The organism is Rhodococcus sp. P4_B6 (assembly GCF_056402215.1).
On sequence record NZ_JBFUHV010000006.1, the window covers coordinates 1 to 15,024 of the forward strand.

14 protein-coding genes and 1 pseudogene are annotated in these 15,024 nt (G+C 67.3%); 7 read left to right on the forward strand and 8 right to left on the reverse strand.

The features are described 5' to 3' along the window. Positions 1-335, reverse strand: a 335-nt coding sequence (locus AC1DWT_RS04035) for an acyl-CoA dehydrogenase family protein (protein WP_477919824.1), incomplete at its 3' end; no start/stop codon positions are given. A 131-nt stretch (positions 336-466) separates the two neighbouring features. Between AC1DWT_RS04035 and AC1DWT_RS04040 the strand changes: the two genes are divergently transcribed. Beyond that, the gene (locus AC1DWT_RS04040) at positions 467-961 is read left to right on the forward strand and encodes a MarR family winged helix-turn-helix transcriptional regulator (protein WP_095863133.1); all 495 of its coding nucleotides are present in this window, start codon (positions 467-469) and stop codon (positions 959-961) included. After that, on the forward strand, positions 958-1,869 hold the full coding sequence (locus AC1DWT_RS04045; RefSeq protein WP_095863134.1) for a LysR family transcriptional regulator: 912 nt from the start codon (positions 958-960) through the stop codon (positions 1,867-1,869). Before AC1DWT_RS04040 ends, AC1DWT_RS04045 begins: the two co-directional genes overlap by 4 nt. Positions 1,870-1,944: 75 nt before the next feature. Here the strand turns inward: AC1DWT_RS04045 and AC1DWT_RS04050 are convergent, their stop codons facing one another. The 6 genes from AC1DWT_RS04050 to AC1DWT_RS04075 form a co-directional block, all read right to left on the reverse strand. Continuing rightward, entirely contained in the window at positions 1,945-3,159 is a 1,215-nt protein-coding gene (locus AC1DWT_RS04050) for a CaiB/BaiF CoA transferase family protein (protein ID WP_095863135.1), read from the reverse strand. 14 nt (positions 3,160-3,173) lie between these two features. Continuing rightward, positions 3,174-4,676, reverse strand: coding sequence for an aldehyde dehydrogenase family protein (locus tag AC1DWT_RS04055; RefSeq protein ID WP_095863136.1), 1,503 nt, complete (start codon positions 4,674-4,676; stop codon positions 3,174-3,176). A gap of 51 nt (positions 4,677-4,727) precedes the next feature. Next, entirely contained in the window at positions 4,728-5,297 is a 570-nt protein-coding gene (locus AC1DWT_RS04060; RefSeq protein ID WP_095863137.1) for an adenylate kinase, read from the reverse strand. A 37-nt stretch (positions 5,298-5,334) separates the two neighbouring features. Next, on the reverse strand, positions 5,335-6,261 hold the full coding sequence (gene mmsB, locus AC1DWT_RS04065; RefSeq protein WP_373560151.1) for a 3-hydroxyisobutyrate dehydrogenase: 927 nt from the start codon (positions 6,259-6,261) through the stop codon (positions 5,335-5,337). Between the two features lie 503 nt (positions 6,262-6,764). Next, on the reverse strand, positions 6,765-7,238 hold the full coding sequence (locus AC1DWT_RS04070; RefSeq protein WP_095863140.1) for an SRPBCC family protein: 474 nt from the start codon (positions 7,236-7,238) through the stop codon (positions 6,765-6,767). Positions 7,239-7,284: 46 nt separating this feature from the next. Then, complete coding sequence (locus tag AC1DWT_RS04075) at positions 7,285-8,598, reverse strand: PDR/VanB family oxidoreductase (protein ID WP_306454249.1); 1,314 nt, start codon at positions 8,596-8,598, stop codon at positions 7,285-7,287. Between the two features lie 109 nt (positions 8,599-8,707). Here AC1DWT_RS04075 and AC1DWT_RS04080 point away from each other — a divergent pair, with 109 nt between their 5' ends. The 3 genes and pseudogenes from AC1DWT_RS04080 (at position 8,708) to AC1DWT_RS04090 (ending at position 12,171) form a co-directional block, all read left to right on the forward strand. After that, entirely contained in the window at positions 8,708-9,148 is a 441-nt protein-coding gene (locus tag AC1DWT_RS04080) for a winged helix-turn-helix domain-containing protein (RefSeq protein WP_072939107.1), read from the forward strand. Positions 9,149-9,362: 214 nt separating this feature from the next. Next, positions 9,363-9,725 (forward strand): transposase, encoded by a 363-nt coding sequence (locus tag AC1DWT_RS04085; protein ID WP_072939104.1) that lies wholly within the window; start codon positions 9,363-9,365, stop codon positions 9,723-9,725. 570 nt (positions 9,726-10,295) lie between these two features. Beyond that, a pseudogene (locus tag AC1DWT_RS04090) lies at positions 10,296-12,171 on the forward strand (zinc ribbon domain-containing protein). A gap of 109 nt (positions 12,172-12,280) precedes the next feature. Here the strand turns inward: AC1DWT_RS04090 and AC1DWT_RS04095 are convergent. Then, complete coding sequence (locus tag AC1DWT_RS04095; RefSeq protein WP_257015743.1) at positions 12,281-13,132, reverse strand: flavin monoamine oxidase family protein; 852 nt, start codon at positions 13,130-13,132, stop codon at positions 12,281-12,283. Between the two features lie 230 nt (positions 13,133-13,362). Here AC1DWT_RS04095 and AC1DWT_RS04100 point away from each other — a divergent pair, with 230 nt between their 5' ends. Together AC1DWT_RS04100 and AC1DWT_RS04105 are read left to right on the forward strand one after the other, a co-directional pair. Then, entirely contained in the window at positions 13,363-14,031 is a 669-nt protein-coding gene (locus AC1DWT_RS04100) for a TetR/AcrR family transcriptional regulator (RefSeq protein ID WP_257015745.1), read from the forward strand. Then, on the forward strand, positions 14,024-14,992 hold the full coding sequence (locus tag AC1DWT_RS04105) for an AraC-like ligand-binding domain-containing protein (protein ID WP_095863141.1): 969 nt from the start codon (positions 14,024-14,026) through the stop codon (positions 14,990-14,992). Before AC1DWT_RS04100 ends, AC1DWT_RS04105 begins: the two co-directional genes overlap by 8 nt. Positions 14,993-15,024 lie beyond the last annotated feature (32 nt).

A 15,024-nucleotide genomic window follows, 5' to 3' on the forward strand; every position in this document is an offset into this window, starting at 1 on the left:
AACCCCGGCACCCAGGCGCGGCGCTGCTCCTCGGTGCCGAACCGGTCGATCATCCAGGTGACCATGTTGTGGATGGAAATGTAGGCGGCGATCGACGGACAGCCCTTCGCCAACTGCTCGAAGATGCGGGCCGCATCGACCCGGGTCAGCTCGGAGCCGCCCACGTCCTCGCGGATGTAGATCCCGCCCATCCCCAGCGAGGCCGCCTTCCGCAGCACATCGACGGGGAAATGCTTGGCCTGATCCCATTCCACCGCATGCGGCGCCAGATGCTCGGCCGCGAAATCACGGGCCGTGTCGCTGATCGCCCGCTCGTCATCGGTCAAGGTGAACATACAAATCGACCCTTTCAGGTTCGGGTAGTTGGAAGTACTATAGTTGGATATCCATGTAAATTGCCAGTGGGATGTGACCCGAAAGTGGTCGTTCATTGGATGCCCGAGTACGAACCACGAGGAGGCTACCGGTGGCCACTACGCAACCACCCCACCCGGCGCCCGCTGCCGATTCCGTCGCGCCGGCCACGGCGCTGATCGCCGCCGTCCTGCAGACGCAGAAGCTGATCACCCATCACCTCAACTCCACGCTGCGCCCACTCGGCCTGTCCTTCGCCCGGTACGAGGTCCTGGCGATGATGGTCGCCGCGAACGGCCCCCTGCCGATGGTGCGGATCGTCCGTGCCCTGGACCGGCACCCGACCACCATCGGAACGCTCGTCGACGGCCTCGAAGAGGCAGGGCTGTGCGTGCGGACGATCAATCGCTCCGATCGTCGCTCGACCCTCGTCACGGTCACCGACAAGGGCCTCGAGGTGGGGGCCTCGGCGAGCCGAGCCCTCGACGGCGTCGCTCTCGCGGACCCGCAGGACATGCACCGTCTCCACGAGGGTCTGCAACAGTTACTCACCGCAACCCGGCGGGCATCGACCGCGGCCGCCGAAATGTCGGAGGGTCGGCCGTGATCGACGTACGCAACATTCGCTCGGATGATCTGCGGTACCTGCTCGCCGTGGCGCGCACCGGTCGTCGCCAATCCGCGGCGATGGACCTGGGCGTCGATCACACCACCGTCTCGCGGAGAGTGCGCGCGCTCGAGAAGGTCCTCGGCGTCCGACTGCTGCAGCGCAGTGCCGACGGGTGGGAGTTGACCGATGTCGGCCGATCGATCGCGGAGAAGGCGCAACAGATCGAGGAAGCCGTTCAGGAAGCTGCGGACGTGGTCCTCGGCATCAGTGAGAATCCACTCCGCGGAACGGTCCGGATCACCGCCCCGGACGGATTCGGCTCGTTGTTCGTCGCTCCGGCGCTGGCCAAGCTGAGAATGAATCATCCGCATCTCGTCGTCGAATTGGTCACCGATACAAGGCAACTCAACCTCTATCAATCGGGGTTCGACCTGGCCGTCGCGGTGGGGACACCGATCACCAGTCGGCTGGTTTCCGAACGCGTGTGCCAGTACTCGCTCGGGTTGTACGGCAGCGAAGAGTACTTCCGCGACTACGGTGAACCCGGCAGCATCGAGGAGCTGACGGCGCACCCGCTGGTCTTCTTCGTCGATTCCCTGCTGCAGGTCGGGGATCTCGACTTGAACCGGCATCTGCCCGGGGTCGCGGCAAAATTCATGTCCACCAACATCTTCGCTCACGTCGCGGCCACCCGGTGCGGCGGCGGCATCGGACTGCTGCCGGCGTTCATGGCCGACCAGCACGCCGATCTGCGCCGGATCCTGCCCGACACCGTCGACGTCCGGCTCGCCTTCTCCCTGGCCGCTCGCCGCGAAAGCCTGACCAATCCTGCGGTACAGGCTGTCCGGCAAGCGATCCAGGAAGAGGCGCTCAGTCGTCGAGACGAACTGGTCCCGACCCGGTAGTCCCCGGGGCGGCGTTGCAGGACGCAGACTCCCGCAACGCCGCTGACCGGTGTGCCAGGCGGACTCTTGCCGAATTCACGCCTGCGCGGGCACCTTGGTGTCGAGCGGATCGGCGGCGTCCACCGCATCGAGCCAGTCGAGGATCTGTTCGGTGTGCTGCCCGAGCACCGGTGGTGCTGCATGCTCGGCGCGCACCAACGAGTCGCCGCCGGCCGATTCCATCCGCAAGGACGGACCGGGCAACTGCACAGTTCCCACCACCGGGTGCTCGACCTCGAGTAGCAGTCCCTGGCTGCGGGTCTGCTCCCACTCGTATACCTCGTCGATCGTCCGGATCGATCCCGCGGGAACACCCGCGGCCTCGAGCGCGGCGAGCACGTCGACCCGGGTACGGCCGGCGAAGTCGGCCTCGATCGCGGCGATCAAGGCATCCCGGGCCGCGACCCGGTCACGGTTGACCGCGAACCGCGGATCAATTGCCGACAGACCGGCCACCGGGGCGAACTTCGCCCAGATCGCCTCGCTGCCGACCGCGATCTGCACGTAGCCGTCCGCGCAGCGGAAGCTGCCGTACGGTGCGATCTGCGGATGGTGGTTGCCGGACCGCTGCGCGACCTGCCCGCCGACGGTCCACTTCGTGCCCTGGAAGGTGTGCGCGCTGACCGCGGCAGCCAACAGCGACGTGCGGACCACCATGCCCTTGCCGGTCTTCTCCCGGGCCGCCAGCGCCGCCGACACCCCGGCAGTTCCGTGGACACCGGCGAGGACGTCCGCCATCGGCACACCGATGCGCGTCGGTTCCCCGTGGGGATCACCGGTCACCGACATGAGTCCGGCCTCGCCCTGGGCGATCTGGTCGTAGCCCGCCCGGGATCCTTCCGGCCCGTCGTGCCCGAACCCGGTGATCGACAACGTGATCAGCCGCGAGTTGAGCTCTTCGAGCACCTCCGTCGAAAATCCGAGGCGGTCGAAGGCGCCGGGCCGGAGGTTCTCGATCAGCACGTCCGCCCGCCGGATCAGCCGACGCAGCGCGTCCTTGCCGTGCTCGGATTTCAGGTCCAGCACGATCGATTCCTTGTTCCGGTTCGCCGACATGAAGTACGACGACTGCGGGTCGTCCTGCGGCCCGACGAACGGCGGCCCCCAGGTGCGGGAGTCGTCGCCGGTGCCCGGGGCTTCGACCTTGATCACCCGGGCGCCGAGGTCGCCGAGCATCATCGCGGCGATCGGCCCGGCCAGTGCCCGGGAGACGTCGAGCACGAGGATGTCGTTGAGAGGTCCGACAGTCATGATGCGTTCCCTCCTCAGAGTGTGCGCAGGCGCACGTTGACCTGCTTGGTCTGGGTGAATCCGGCGATCATGCCCTCGAGGGACACCTCGCGGCCGAGGCCGCTCTGCTTGTATCCGCCGTACGACTGGCCGATCATCTGGCCGCCACCCTGGTTGACCTGCACCCACCCGGTTTCGAGGGCGTGGGCCGTGGACAGGGCCAGGTCGAGGTTGTGCGTCCACACGTACGCGGCCAGACCGTAGTGCGAGTCGTTGGCCATCGAGACGACGTCGGCGTGGTCGTTCCACGGGATCGCGACCAGGGCGGGTCCGAAGATCTCTTCCCGCGACAGTCGCCAGGTGTTGTCGGCGCCGGAGAAGACGGTCGGGCCCATGTAGTAGCCGTCGGTGTTGCCGATCGTGTCGGGGGAGCCGTCGAGGACGGTGGAGACCTTCGTCGAGCTCAGGCCGTCCTCGAGGAACCCGTTCACCGACGCGAACTGCTTGTCGTTGATGATGGCGCCCATGTCCGTCGACTCGTCCAGCGGGTTACCGACTTTCAGGCCGGCGAGGGTGGTGACGAGTCGGTCGAGGACCTGGTCGTAGATGTCCTGGTGCAGGAACAGCCGGGATCCGGCGGTGCAGCTCTGGCCCTGCCGGTGCACCCGGGTCGAGAGCAGCAGCTGGTTGATGAAGTCGTCGTCGACGTCGACGTCGGGGAACACGATGGAGGGGTTCTTGCCGCCGAGTTCGAGCGAGACGTGCGCCAGACGGCCACCGGCTTCGCGGGCCACGTGGCGGCCGACCTCGGTGGAACCGGTGAACGACACCTTGTGGACGTCCGGGTGCTGCACGAGCGCCTCACCGGCCACCGACCCGGATCCGGTGATGACGTTGAGGACACCGGCGGGCAGGTATTCGGCGCAGATCTCGGCGAGCAGCAGGACGCTGAGCGGTGCGGCTTCGGCGGCCTTGACGACGACGGTGTTGCCGGCGACGAGGGCCGCGGGGATCTTGAAGCCGGCGATCATCAGCGGGGAGTTCCAGGGCAGGATGGCGCCGATGACACCGAGCGGTTCCTGCCGGGAGTACTGCAGCTGGTCGTCGCCTGCGGGCAGCACGGTGCCCTTGATCTCACCGGCGACGCCGGCGAAGTAGCGGAACAGGTTCGCCAGGGTGGTGACCTCGGGGCGGGCCTGGGTGCGCAGCGCGTTGCCGGTGTCGAGGGCGGTGAGGCGTGCGAGTTCCTCGGAGCGGGCGTCGATGGCGTCGGCGATCTTCGCCAGGATCCGGGCTCGTGCGGTGAAGTGCTGGGAACGCCACTGCGGGAATGCCTTGTTCGCCGCGCGGACCGCCCGATCGACGTCCTCGGCGCTCGAGGACGGGACGCGGCCGATCACGTGCTCACGCAGGATCGGGGTCGTCACGTCTCGCCATTCGCCGGAGCGGGCTTCCACCCAACTGCCGTCGACGAACATGGGATAGTCGCGGGTTTCGGGAATCTCGAGATCGGCGAGTGTGGGCTGTGTGGAGGTCATGTCGGAATCTCCTTGAAATACGGATAGGTCTGCCGGGGTGCAGGGAAAGTGCTAGGTGGATGGAGCGACGCTTCCGCGCTCGGACAGCGCGTCGATCGCGTGGGTGTAGACGTCGTCGACCTCACCGTCCGCATCGACCGACAGCAGAAGTGCCGAGTAGTAGTCGAGCAGTGGGCGGGTCTCGTCGTGATAGACCCGCAGACGTCGGCGAATGACGTCCTCGGTGTCGTCGGCGCGGCCACGGGCCAGCATCCGCCCGACGACCGCATCGTCCGCGATCGAAAAATCCAGAACAGCGTTGATCTGGATCAGCTGCTCGCCCAGGAATTCGTCGAGGGCGATCGCCTGAGCCACGGTGCGGGGGAAGCCGTCCAGAATGAACCCGGCGGTCGTGTCGTCGTCGGAGAGTCGCTCCACCACCATCCCGATGGTGACCTCGTCCGGCACCAGTTCGCCCGCATCGAGGAACGACTTCGCTCGCCGGCCCAGTTCCGTGCCCTGCGCGATGTGGCTACGGAACAGATCGCCGGTCGAGATGTGAGGGAGCTGCAGTGCCGACGAAAGCGACTGCGCCTGAGTTCCTTTGCCCGCTCCGGGCGGTCCGGTCAGGATGATGCGCACAACGAATTCCTTTCGCGTCGAGCGGGGATTACGACGGTTATGCCTGCGCGTCGAGAGCGCCGGAACGGATCGCCGTCACGATTGCGGAGAAGTCACGGCCCGGGCCGTCCTGAGCGACGAACTGTTCGTACAGTTCGGTCGCGCGCCGTCCGAGCGAAGTGTCCACCCCGTTATCGGTTGCGGCGGCCTGCGCGAGGCGAAGATCCTTGAGCATCAACGCACTCCCGAATCCGCCGGCGTAGTCGCGGTTGGCGGGGCTGGTCGGCACCGGACCGGGGACCGGGCAGTTGGTCGTCAACGCCCAGCACTGACCGGACGCGGTCGACGAGACATCGAACAGTGCCTGGTCGGTCAGGCCCAGTTTGGCGCCCAGCGCGAAAGCTTCGCTGACGGCGATCATGGAGATTCCCAGGATCATGTTGTTGCAGATCTTCGCGGCCTGACCGGCGCCGGCGTCGCCGCATCGGACGATACGGGACCCCATGGCATCGAGGAACGTGGCGGCCTGGTCCACCGCCTCGGCCGGACCACCGACCATGAACGTGAGGGTTCCGCCGTCCGCACCGACGGTGCCGCCGGAGACGGGGGCGTCCACGGCACTGTGCCCGGCGGCGACGGCGAGTTCGGCGGCGGCCCGTGCGTCGGCGACGTCGATCGTCGAGCAATCGAGGAACAAGGTTCCCGGCCGCGCGGCCGGGACCAGGTCGGTGTAGACGTCGAGCACGTGCTTGCCGCTGGGCAACATCGTGATGATCACGTCGGCATTCTCGGCGGCGGCGACAACACTGTCAGCGGGGGCGACCCCGTGTGCGCGAGCCTTCTCCGCTGCTGCCGGGGAGGGATCGAATCCGACGACCGTGTGGCCGCCCCGCGTCAGATTCGTGGCCATACCCAGGCCCATGTTTCCGAGCCCGAGGAAAGCGATCTTGCTCATCTGTACTCCTTGTGGTTGCCGACGTTCCACGCACGGGGCATCGATCCGAACAACAGGTCGTGGGTGAATCCCGGGAAGCGGGCCGCTGTGCGTCGCTCTCCGCCGGGAACGGTTTCGAGTGTGCCCGCGCGGGGACGATTGCGGAATCACCGAACCTGCACAGGGGATGTGCAAAATTGCATCGCCGCGGTCGCTCGGGCTTGCGATGCGTCACACTTGCCGGATCATCGCCCCCGGCAACTTAGGAGCAGGCGAAAACCGCGGGCGTCATCGACCTGGGGGTGCGCTGGATCCGACGGCTCGTCCTGATCGGGGCGGGTCTCGGCATTGCCCAGCAGTTCACTCCGGGACGCGGGCTATTCCGGACCGCTCCCGATCGAGAACGAGGACTACACCCTCGGCCAGTGAGAGTCCGTCGCCCTCGCCGTCGACACCCTCCAGCGCGCTCGCAGCGCAGCGACCGCCCGGAAACCGACCCCGACGAGGCATTTTACCGTCAACTGCTCGCTCCGTGTTACCGGCGTGAACTCGCCTCACTGGCGACCTGACGTTTCGACATACGACGCCAGGTTGGCAAGCGAGGACGCGATGCCGGCCTCGTGGTCCGCTTGGCTGATGCCCGGTGGCACGTCCGTGGCGGTGACGGTCACCTCGGTCCCGCCACTGGTCGGGGTGAGTTGCCAGGTCATCGTCATGGTGCCCGCGAACGACGGGTCGTCGGCCTCGAACACCGCCTGCTGCACCACCCGCTCCGGCGGCACCAGGGCTGCAAACCCGACGTCGACGACATCCGTCGCAGCCGAACTCTTGCCGAGGCTGTCGGCGGGATCGAGGTAGGTGAGGACCATCCGGAACCCGCCACCCGGCCGAGGGTCCCACTGCTCGATCCGACCCCGCATGCCGTCCGGCGGCAACCAGGCCTCGACGGATTCCCGATCGAGCAGGGCGTCGTAGACGGTTGCCGGTGATGCCGCGATCACCCGGCTGGCGCGGTCGGTCCTTCCCATGGGCCGAGTCTAGGGCGAGGTTCCCGCCCGGCAGAGGCATTTCGATTCACAGATCGAGGACCAGTCGGTCGGACGTGCACCGCGATACGCAGATCATCATGGTGTCGCCGCGCTCGCGCTCGTCGTCGGTCAGGACGGTGTCGCGGTGCTCGGGCCTGCCTTCGAGGACCGGCGTTTCGCAGGTGCCGCACAGCCCTTCCCGGCACGACGAGAGCACCGGAACCCCGTGCTCGCGGACCACGTCGAGGATGGAGCGGTTTTCGAGGACGTGCAGGATGTCGCCGGTGCGGGCGAGTACGACATCGAACGCGGTATTGATCTCATCGTGCTGGGTTGGGGCGCTGAATCGTTCGGTCTGAAGGGTGAGGTCTACGGCGCTGGACGCGGTGGCGAGGGCGTCGAGGAGCGGCGCGGGCCCACAGGCCAGGACTGTCGTGCCCGGATCCGCGGAACCGAGGAACGCTTCGAGGTCGAGAAGCCCGTCGGTGTCCTGCGGGCTGACGAGGACCTTGTCTCCGTGGCGTTCGAGGTGGGACAAGAAGGCCATCGATGATCGGGTTCGTCCGCCGTAGAGCAGCTTCCACGGTTTTGCGCGTCGTTCGGCGTCCTCGATCATCGGCAGGATCGGCGTGATGCCGATGCCACCGGCGACGAAGACGTATGACTCGGCGTCGGGCATGCGGAAGTGGTTGCGTGGGCCACGAACTCGGATCGACGCACCGGCTGCGATGTGGTCGTGTACGTGCGCCGATCCTCCGCGAGAGCGGGGTTCGCGCAGGACGGCGACGCGCCACCTGTCGTGGTCGTGGGGGTCGCCGCACAGGGAGTATTGACGGGTCAGGCTGTCGGTCAGGCACAGGTCGATATGAGCGCCCGGCTCCCAGGCGGGGAGCGTGACCCCGGCGGGTGGGGTGAGGGTGAGCGAGGCGACGCCGTCGGCTTCGGGCTCGACGGCCTCGACCACCAGGCCGGCCTCCCACAGCGTGCGTTGGGAGACGGGCGGACTCGCCGGCCCGTCGGTCACCGACGCGGACCTTCCCTGGGGTTCCGGGTGCTGGCGGACGGTGGTGTCAGTGGCGGCCATGGCCTGCCAGGTTCTGCGTTGGAACATGGCGATGGTCGACTCGCAATTGGTCATCAACCGGCCCTGCGGGACTGCACCGGAGTCGTATCCGCCCTGCTGGGCGGCGACGACTGTCTTGTCTTCGTCGAAGGTGCGGTCGTAGACGTCGAGCCATTGCCCCAGCACCTCCGGGTCGGTGCCGGGTTTGACGAACGTGTCGACGACGAACCGACTGCCGTGTGAGCCCGCCGGTATCTCGGTGAGGTCGATGAGTCCGGACCGGGGTTCGAAGGCCACGATCAGGCTTTCAACTGTTGCCGATATGTCGAACACTAGTTAAAGGTTGCTTCGGCAATAGGGTGTCTCGTTGCGCGTGATTCGCACCGTGCTGCTTGATCATTGATGAATGGCAGGGAAGGAAGCCCGTTCCGGCGAGGGGTCCGACGCCCGGAAAGTCAAGCAGCGCGGGCGGCGGCAGGTGGATGTCGCGGTCGAGTTGGAGGTCTCCCAGCAGACCGCCTCACGCTGGCATCGACAGTGGATCGAAGGAGGCAACGAGGCGTTGGAAGGTGCCGGTCGGGCGGGACGCCGGCCCCGGCTCGATGACGCCCAGATTGCCGTGATCCGAGAGGAATTACTCAAGGGACCCCAAGATCACGGCGTCGCGACCGGGGTGTGGACGCTGGGCAGGGTCGCGATCGTGATCGAGCGGCTCACCGGCGTGACCTACGGACCCACCCAGACCTGGACGATCCTGCGGACCAGGCTGGGCTGGAGCCGCCGGCGTCCCGCACGGCGGGCAGTCGAACGCGACGAGGACGCCATCGTCGCCTGGCGTGAGAGATGAGTGGCCGCGGATAAAAAATAGCGCGGCGCCACGGTGCATGGATCTGATTCCAGGACGAAAGCGGTGTGTCGCTGCTCCCGGTGGTCCGAGCAACCTGGGCGCCGAAAGGCGTGACACCGGTGTTGCGTCACCGATTCTCGTTTCAAGCGCATGTCCATGGCCGCCAGTCCTGGCCTATCGACACGACCGCAGCCGCAGCGCATTCGTGTTCTCCATGACTGACGGTGCCGAGGGCACCGACAAATTCATCGAGTTCCTCACCGAACTCCGCACCCATTTCGCCGGCGAGATTGTCATCGTGATCTGGGACGGGCTCATGGCCCACCGGTCGCGCGCGATGACCGCGTGGCTGGCCACCCAACGCGACTGGCTCCACGCCGAACGCCTCCCTGCGTTTGCGCCTGAGCTCAATCCCATCGAACAGTTTTGGGGCAACATGAAATCCACCGAACTGGCCAACCTGTGCCCCGATGCTCTCGACGAGGTCCGTGTGGCGACCGAGTCCGGGCTGACCCTGATCGGCTCGAGCTACGACCTGTGTCACAGCTTCCTCGACCACGCCCGACTTTCCTTATGATCAGCGCTCACTCAATTACCGAAGCATCTTTGATGGGTTCTGACATTGTCTGCCTGTGTGAATTGGTGAGGCCGCGGAATGCTTGGGATGTCGGTGGTTGTGGTGTGCAATACGGCGGCATGGGGCCGGTGGCCTTCTGGGAGTGTCGGTTCGGGTCACCGAATCATTGACCGCGCGGACCTCGCTGCTCTCTGGGCAGGCCCGGAGGGGAGTGTGCGGGAGCGACGCCGGAGAGGGGGTGGAGGCGGTGTATTGCCGGGTGTGGGGCTCGAGGGGACAACGGGACGTCGATGGCCGATCGGGAAAAGATGTTGCGGGACAGCGCCACTGGTGAGGTGTAGCGGGGGTGGGCATGGATCGCGGCCCCGAGTCCGCGGGGGCGGCGCGCGGGGTTGGGCCGGATGCTCGGCGGCGCGGCCGCGCGTCGGTTCACGGTGGCGCGGGTGGTGTGGCGCGGGATCGATTGGGCCGGTTCGCCCGTGGGCTGGTTCGGGCGGCGCATGTCGGAGGTCGGCGTTACAGTCGAGATCTTACGAGAGGGGGGTGTCACATGTGCTGGTGGGAGGGTCGATGAATGACGTCACGGCGGCGCCGGCATCGTTGTCCGGCCCGTTCTCCGGGCGCTGTGGCCGACACAGCAACAACGACGGGGTCTCCACGACGCCGCGGCAGTTCGCGTTTACCACCCGCGCCCACGTGGCGGTCGACGACGCGACCGGCGAACCGATCGGCCTCGACGACGTCGACACCCGGGTGCGGTGGCTCCTCGACCTGATCACCGCGGCCGGCGGCCAGTTGGTGTCGCGGCTGTGGCAGCCGGCGACGTTCGACGTGCTCGCCGCCGGCCGGGACCGGCACGATCGCAGGCTGCCCGCACAGGGCCACGTCGCCGCGGCCCGCCTCGGCTGGAACCCGCACTACCCGGACGGAATCTACGTGCCCTCGCGGGTGAGCAGGGTGGTAGCGGCGCAGGTGATGGCGACCCTGCGGACCCTCGCCTACCGGGACACCGCGATCACGGCACTGTCTGAGCGGTTCGACCCGGCCACGGGCCGGATAGCCCCACCCACCGCCGCCGCGGACTGCGCGCCGTTGGGTTTCGCCCGAGGCGTGCGGCGCCAGCTCGTCGCCCACGCCCGCCGCACCGGCGGGGCACTGGCCGGCCGGTTGCGGATCACCGACGTCCAGGGGCCGCCGCAGGTCGCGGCGATGGCCCAGCTCTCCGCCGCCGATCGGCAGCTCGCACAGATCACCGCGACAGACCGTGAGTTGGTGTTCACGGTGAAGCTGCCGACCTGCCCGGCCCCGGCGGGGCGGGCGCAGTGGCGCAATGTCCGGCTGACCGCCACCATCCCTGGGCACCTGCACGGCCGGGCGATCACCGACTGGCACCTGCCGACCCTGGTCCTCGACCGGAAGGGTCTGCTCTGGCGGTGCGCGGCGACCGAACTCGTCCCCGACTGTGACCTGGGATCGGCGACCGTCGCGGTCGGGGTCGACTGGTCTCCGTCCACGCTGGGTGCCGCCGCCATCACCACCGAGAACCCGGACGGGCTGTCCTCGGATTACCGGGGCTTCACCTACGACGACCGCGGCCTCGGGACCAAACTCGCCCGCCTACAGACCGAGGGGCAGATGCTGCACCGCAAGGCTGCCCGATTGACCCAACTGGCCGCCACCGCCCCACCCGAGGTCCGCGCCCGGCTGGAGGAAAAGATCGCCGTCCTCAACGAGCACCGCACCTCGGTGGGCGTCAAGCGGGGCAGGATCAACCGGGAGCTGGGATTCCATTTCGCTCGCCAGGTCACCGATTACGCCGAGGCGGCGGGCGCGCAGGTGATCGCGGTCGAGGACCTCACGACCCTCGAGACCCGCGGGCACGGTCGGGTCAACAACAATCGGGCCGCGCAGTCCGCCCGCCGTAAAGCGGTCACCGCCCTTGCGCACACTGCCGCGAGTGTCGGTGTTGCGGTGGTGTCGGTGCCGGCTCGGGGATCGTCCGCGCAGTGTCCGGGCTGCGACGCACCGCTCGCCCGTCCCGGCGGCTACCACACGGCGTGGTGCCCCCGCTGCGGGGTCGGCGGCAACCGGGACCACGTCGCCGGGGTGAACCTGGCCAAACGCGCGCTCCTGGGTAGAGGCAAGGCCATCCGCCGGCGGGGGCAGCTGCCCGCGATCCGGGTCGCCGAGCATGCACCGGTGCGCCGGTCCCGGGACAAGACCAGTCCGACACCACCTCGGCCGCGGCATCGCCGGGTCCGCCGCAGCCAGCCCACCGCAACGCCGCGGGTGGGGGTGACTCCGAAACAGCATGTTCCTGCACCACAAGCGTCGGTGTGGGACACGGTCAAACCCGCACCGCCGCACGGTGATGCGGGTAGCCGTGACACACGTTCTATCTCCGACATCCGCCACGCAAGTGGCAGAGAGTATGAGATCTACGTAGACGCTGTCTCCGTCCATCGGGTATTCGTACTGTGCGAAGTTCAGGACGGCGTCGCTGTCGGCGAGGGCGGCGAACTTCCCGATGTCGCCCTTGACGCGGATCCAGACCTTCACTCCGCTCGATGCCTGCCCCTCGGAGGCGACAGTCCGGGGGTGACGGCGATGCTGCCCAGAATGTTGAGCGGCACGGTGATCACCACCCTTTTGCCGCGCAGTCTGGTTCCGTCGCCGCAGGTGACGGTGACCCCGTCGGCCGTTTCGTCGATGCTGGTGACGGTGGTGTTCAGGCGGATGTCGGCGCCGGCCGCGTCCGCGGCGATCGCGTCGAGAAGCGACTTGGTTCCGCGGGCGAACTTGTAGGTGGCGCACGCCTCGAACATCAATTTCCAGTCGCCGCCGGAGAGGGCACACCAGCGCAGGGCCTGGGTGTAGCCGCCGCGGGCGGGATCGCCGCTGAAGTTCAGTGCCCACATGCCGTCGAGGAGGGCGCGTTGCTGCGGGTCGAGGTCGAGCCTCGCGATCTTGTCGGCCACGCTGACCTGGTCGAGGGTCTTCATCTCCTCGGACAGCGGAAAGTAGTCGTACGGCTGAGGCAGTATTCGGCGGGACTCGGCGAGGACTTCGGTCATCGACGCGTCGAGTAGATCGAGCATGGTGCCGGCGGTCCCGGTGCGGACCTCGTCGCCGACCCGCCAGTAGGCGGTGTCGAGTTCGGGGCTGGCGACCAGGTCCAGGTTGTAGCGGCTGATCTCGGCCCACACGTGCGGCTGGATCCAGTGCACCCAGGTGCCGCCCATGTCCAGCTCCCGGCCGAGGGCCGTGTCGCGGGTCCAGGTGCGCCCCCCGAGGCGGTCGCGGGCTTCGAGGACGACGGTCCGCACGCCCTGTCGGGTCAGTTCCCGGGCGGCGGTGATTCCGGCGAATCCACCGCCGACGACGATCACGTCGGTGTCGTAATGCATGTCAGTACTCCTGAGAAGTGAAGGACGAATTCGTTGACGCGGCAGCGGGTCGGGCGAGCGCGGGTGCCATTGGGCTTTCCGCCCGGGCCGAGAACTGTCCATCTGGACAGCAGTGATCTATGGCACATAGAATGCACCTCGTGGAGAAACTGGTCAAGTGGACAGGGAGAAATTTCTTCGCAGGGTCCGGAACGGCCCAGGTTGGCGACGACCGAGTACAGAATCGGAGAATGACCACGATGAGCAGCTCGCAGGAAGACCCCGCCCGTCAGGCGCCCCGCTACGGAGAGGGCCGCACCGCCCTCCTTTCAGCGGCCGTGCGTGTGGTCGCCGAGCAGGGACTCCGGAAATTGACGTACCGGGCGGTGGCGCGCGAGGCCGGCGTCGCTCACGGGTTGGTGGCCCATCACTTCGGCTCTCGCGACGCGCTCCTCGAAGCGGCGCTGCAGTTCTCCCTGGACAACAGCGTGACCTCCATCAGCACCCGTCCGGGAAGTGGTGATCTCGACGCCGTCTTCGCCGGGTTGGTGACGATGGTGGAGAACAACCCCGACGATCAAGCCTTCCAGTACGAGCTGATCCTCGAGTGCCGACGCCGGCCGGAACTGCGCCCGTACGTCGAGTCGATCTACCAGGCGTACATCGATGGGCTCCAGTTCGAGCTCGAGTGCGCCGGGATGGACCCCGACCCCGCCTTGAGCCACCTGATCTATGCGGCCGCCGACGGCCTGGTTTTCCATCAGATCACCATCGGCTGCCCCGAGTTGACCGAACGATCCCTCACGCATCTGCGAGCCCTGCTCCAGCAGAGCAGATCCGGGCGAGGAGTATCGCCGTCTTCGTCGAAGCCGACGGAGCACCTGCACTCCGGTATCGAGGACCGAGTCAACTATGGGTGAGATCGTCGAACGTCGGAATCGATCCGTCGATCTCGACACGTTCCGAGCGTCGGTGATCGACAGCTTCGTCCCCCTGGAGACGTCGATTGCCCCGGACACCGATTTCGAGGGCTACATCCACGGCACCTCCCTCGGTCAGGTCCAGGTTGCCGAGGTTGTCGCGTCGGCGCACACCGTGCGCCGCACTCCGAGGACGATCCGCGCGAGCGATCCGGGTTTCTACAAGGTGGGGTTGCAGGTCCGCGGCTACTGCGTGCTGACGCAGGACGACCGTGAGGCAGCGTTGACGCCGGGTGACTTCGCGATCTACGACACGACGAGGCCCTATCAACTCTCGTTCGACGATCGGTTCCGGATGCTGGTCATGATGTTCCCGCGCGAGCTGCTGCGGGTCCCGCCCACAGGAATAGCCGAGCTCACGGCGCGGAGGATCTCCGGCCGCCAGGGCATAGGCGCGCTGGTCGCTCCGTTCGTCAAGGATCTGGGGGAGCGGGTCTTCGATACCGCGCCCGCCGTGGCGGTGCATCTCAACGACGCGGTCCTCGATGTGCTCGCCGCGGCATTTGCCGAACAGCTGCAGATCACCGACAGCCTGTCGCTCGAATCGCGGCACACGGCTCTCCGCGTTCGGGTCGGTTCGTTCATCGAGGATCACCTGTCGGATCCGGGCCTCGATACGGCGATGGTCGCTGCCGCGCATCACATTTCGGTGCGGCATCTGCAGAAGATCTTCGAGGCGGACGGCACCCCCGTTGGCGGGTGGATCCGGGAGCGCCGACTCGAGCAGTGTCGGCGAGATCTCCTCGATCCGCGACATTGCCACCTCCCGGTGGCCGCCGTGGGAGCGCGCTGGGGGTTCTCCGACCCGGCGCACTTCTCCAGGTTGTTCAAGACCCGTTTCGGAGTCACCGCCGGCCGCTATCGGTCTGCCGGCGGTGCCCTCGATCAGGCTCTTGACTGAAAGTGCTTGTTCAGCAGCATTGTTTGTTGTCG

Coding starts and splice junctions, on each gene's coding strand:
- AC1DWT_RS04080 (WP_072939107.1), top strand. CDS start 8,708: ATGGCAGGGAAGGAAGCCCGTTCCGGCGAGGGGTCCGACGCCCGGAAA.
- AC1DWT_RS04085 (WP_072939104.1), top strand. CDS start 9,363: ATGACTGACGGTGCCGAGGGCACCGACAAATTCATCGAGTTCCTCACC.
- AC1DWT_RS04095 (WP_257015743.1), bottom strand. CDS start 13,132: ATGCATTACGACACCGACGTGATCGTCGTCGGCGGTGGATTCGCCGGA.
- AC1DWT_RS04105 (WP_095863141.1), top strand. CDS start 14,024: ATGGGTGAGATCGTCGAACGTCGGAATCGATCCGTCGATCTCGACACG.
- AC1DWT_RS04050 (WP_095863135.1), bottom strand. CDS start 3,159: ATGACTGTCGGACCTCTCAACGACATCCTCGTGCTCGACGTCTCCCGG.
- AC1DWT_RS04070 (WP_095863140.1), bottom strand. CDS start 7,238: ATGGGAAGGACCGACCGCGCCAGCCGGGTGATCGCGGCATCACCGGCA.
- AC1DWT_RS04100 (WP_257015745.1), top strand. CDS start 13,363: ATGACCACGATGAGCAGCTCGCAGGAAGACCCCGCCCGTCAGGCGCCC.
- AC1DWT_RS04055 (WP_095863136.1), bottom strand. CDS start 4,676: ATGACCTCCACACAGCCCACACTCGCCGATCTCGAGATTCCCGAAACC.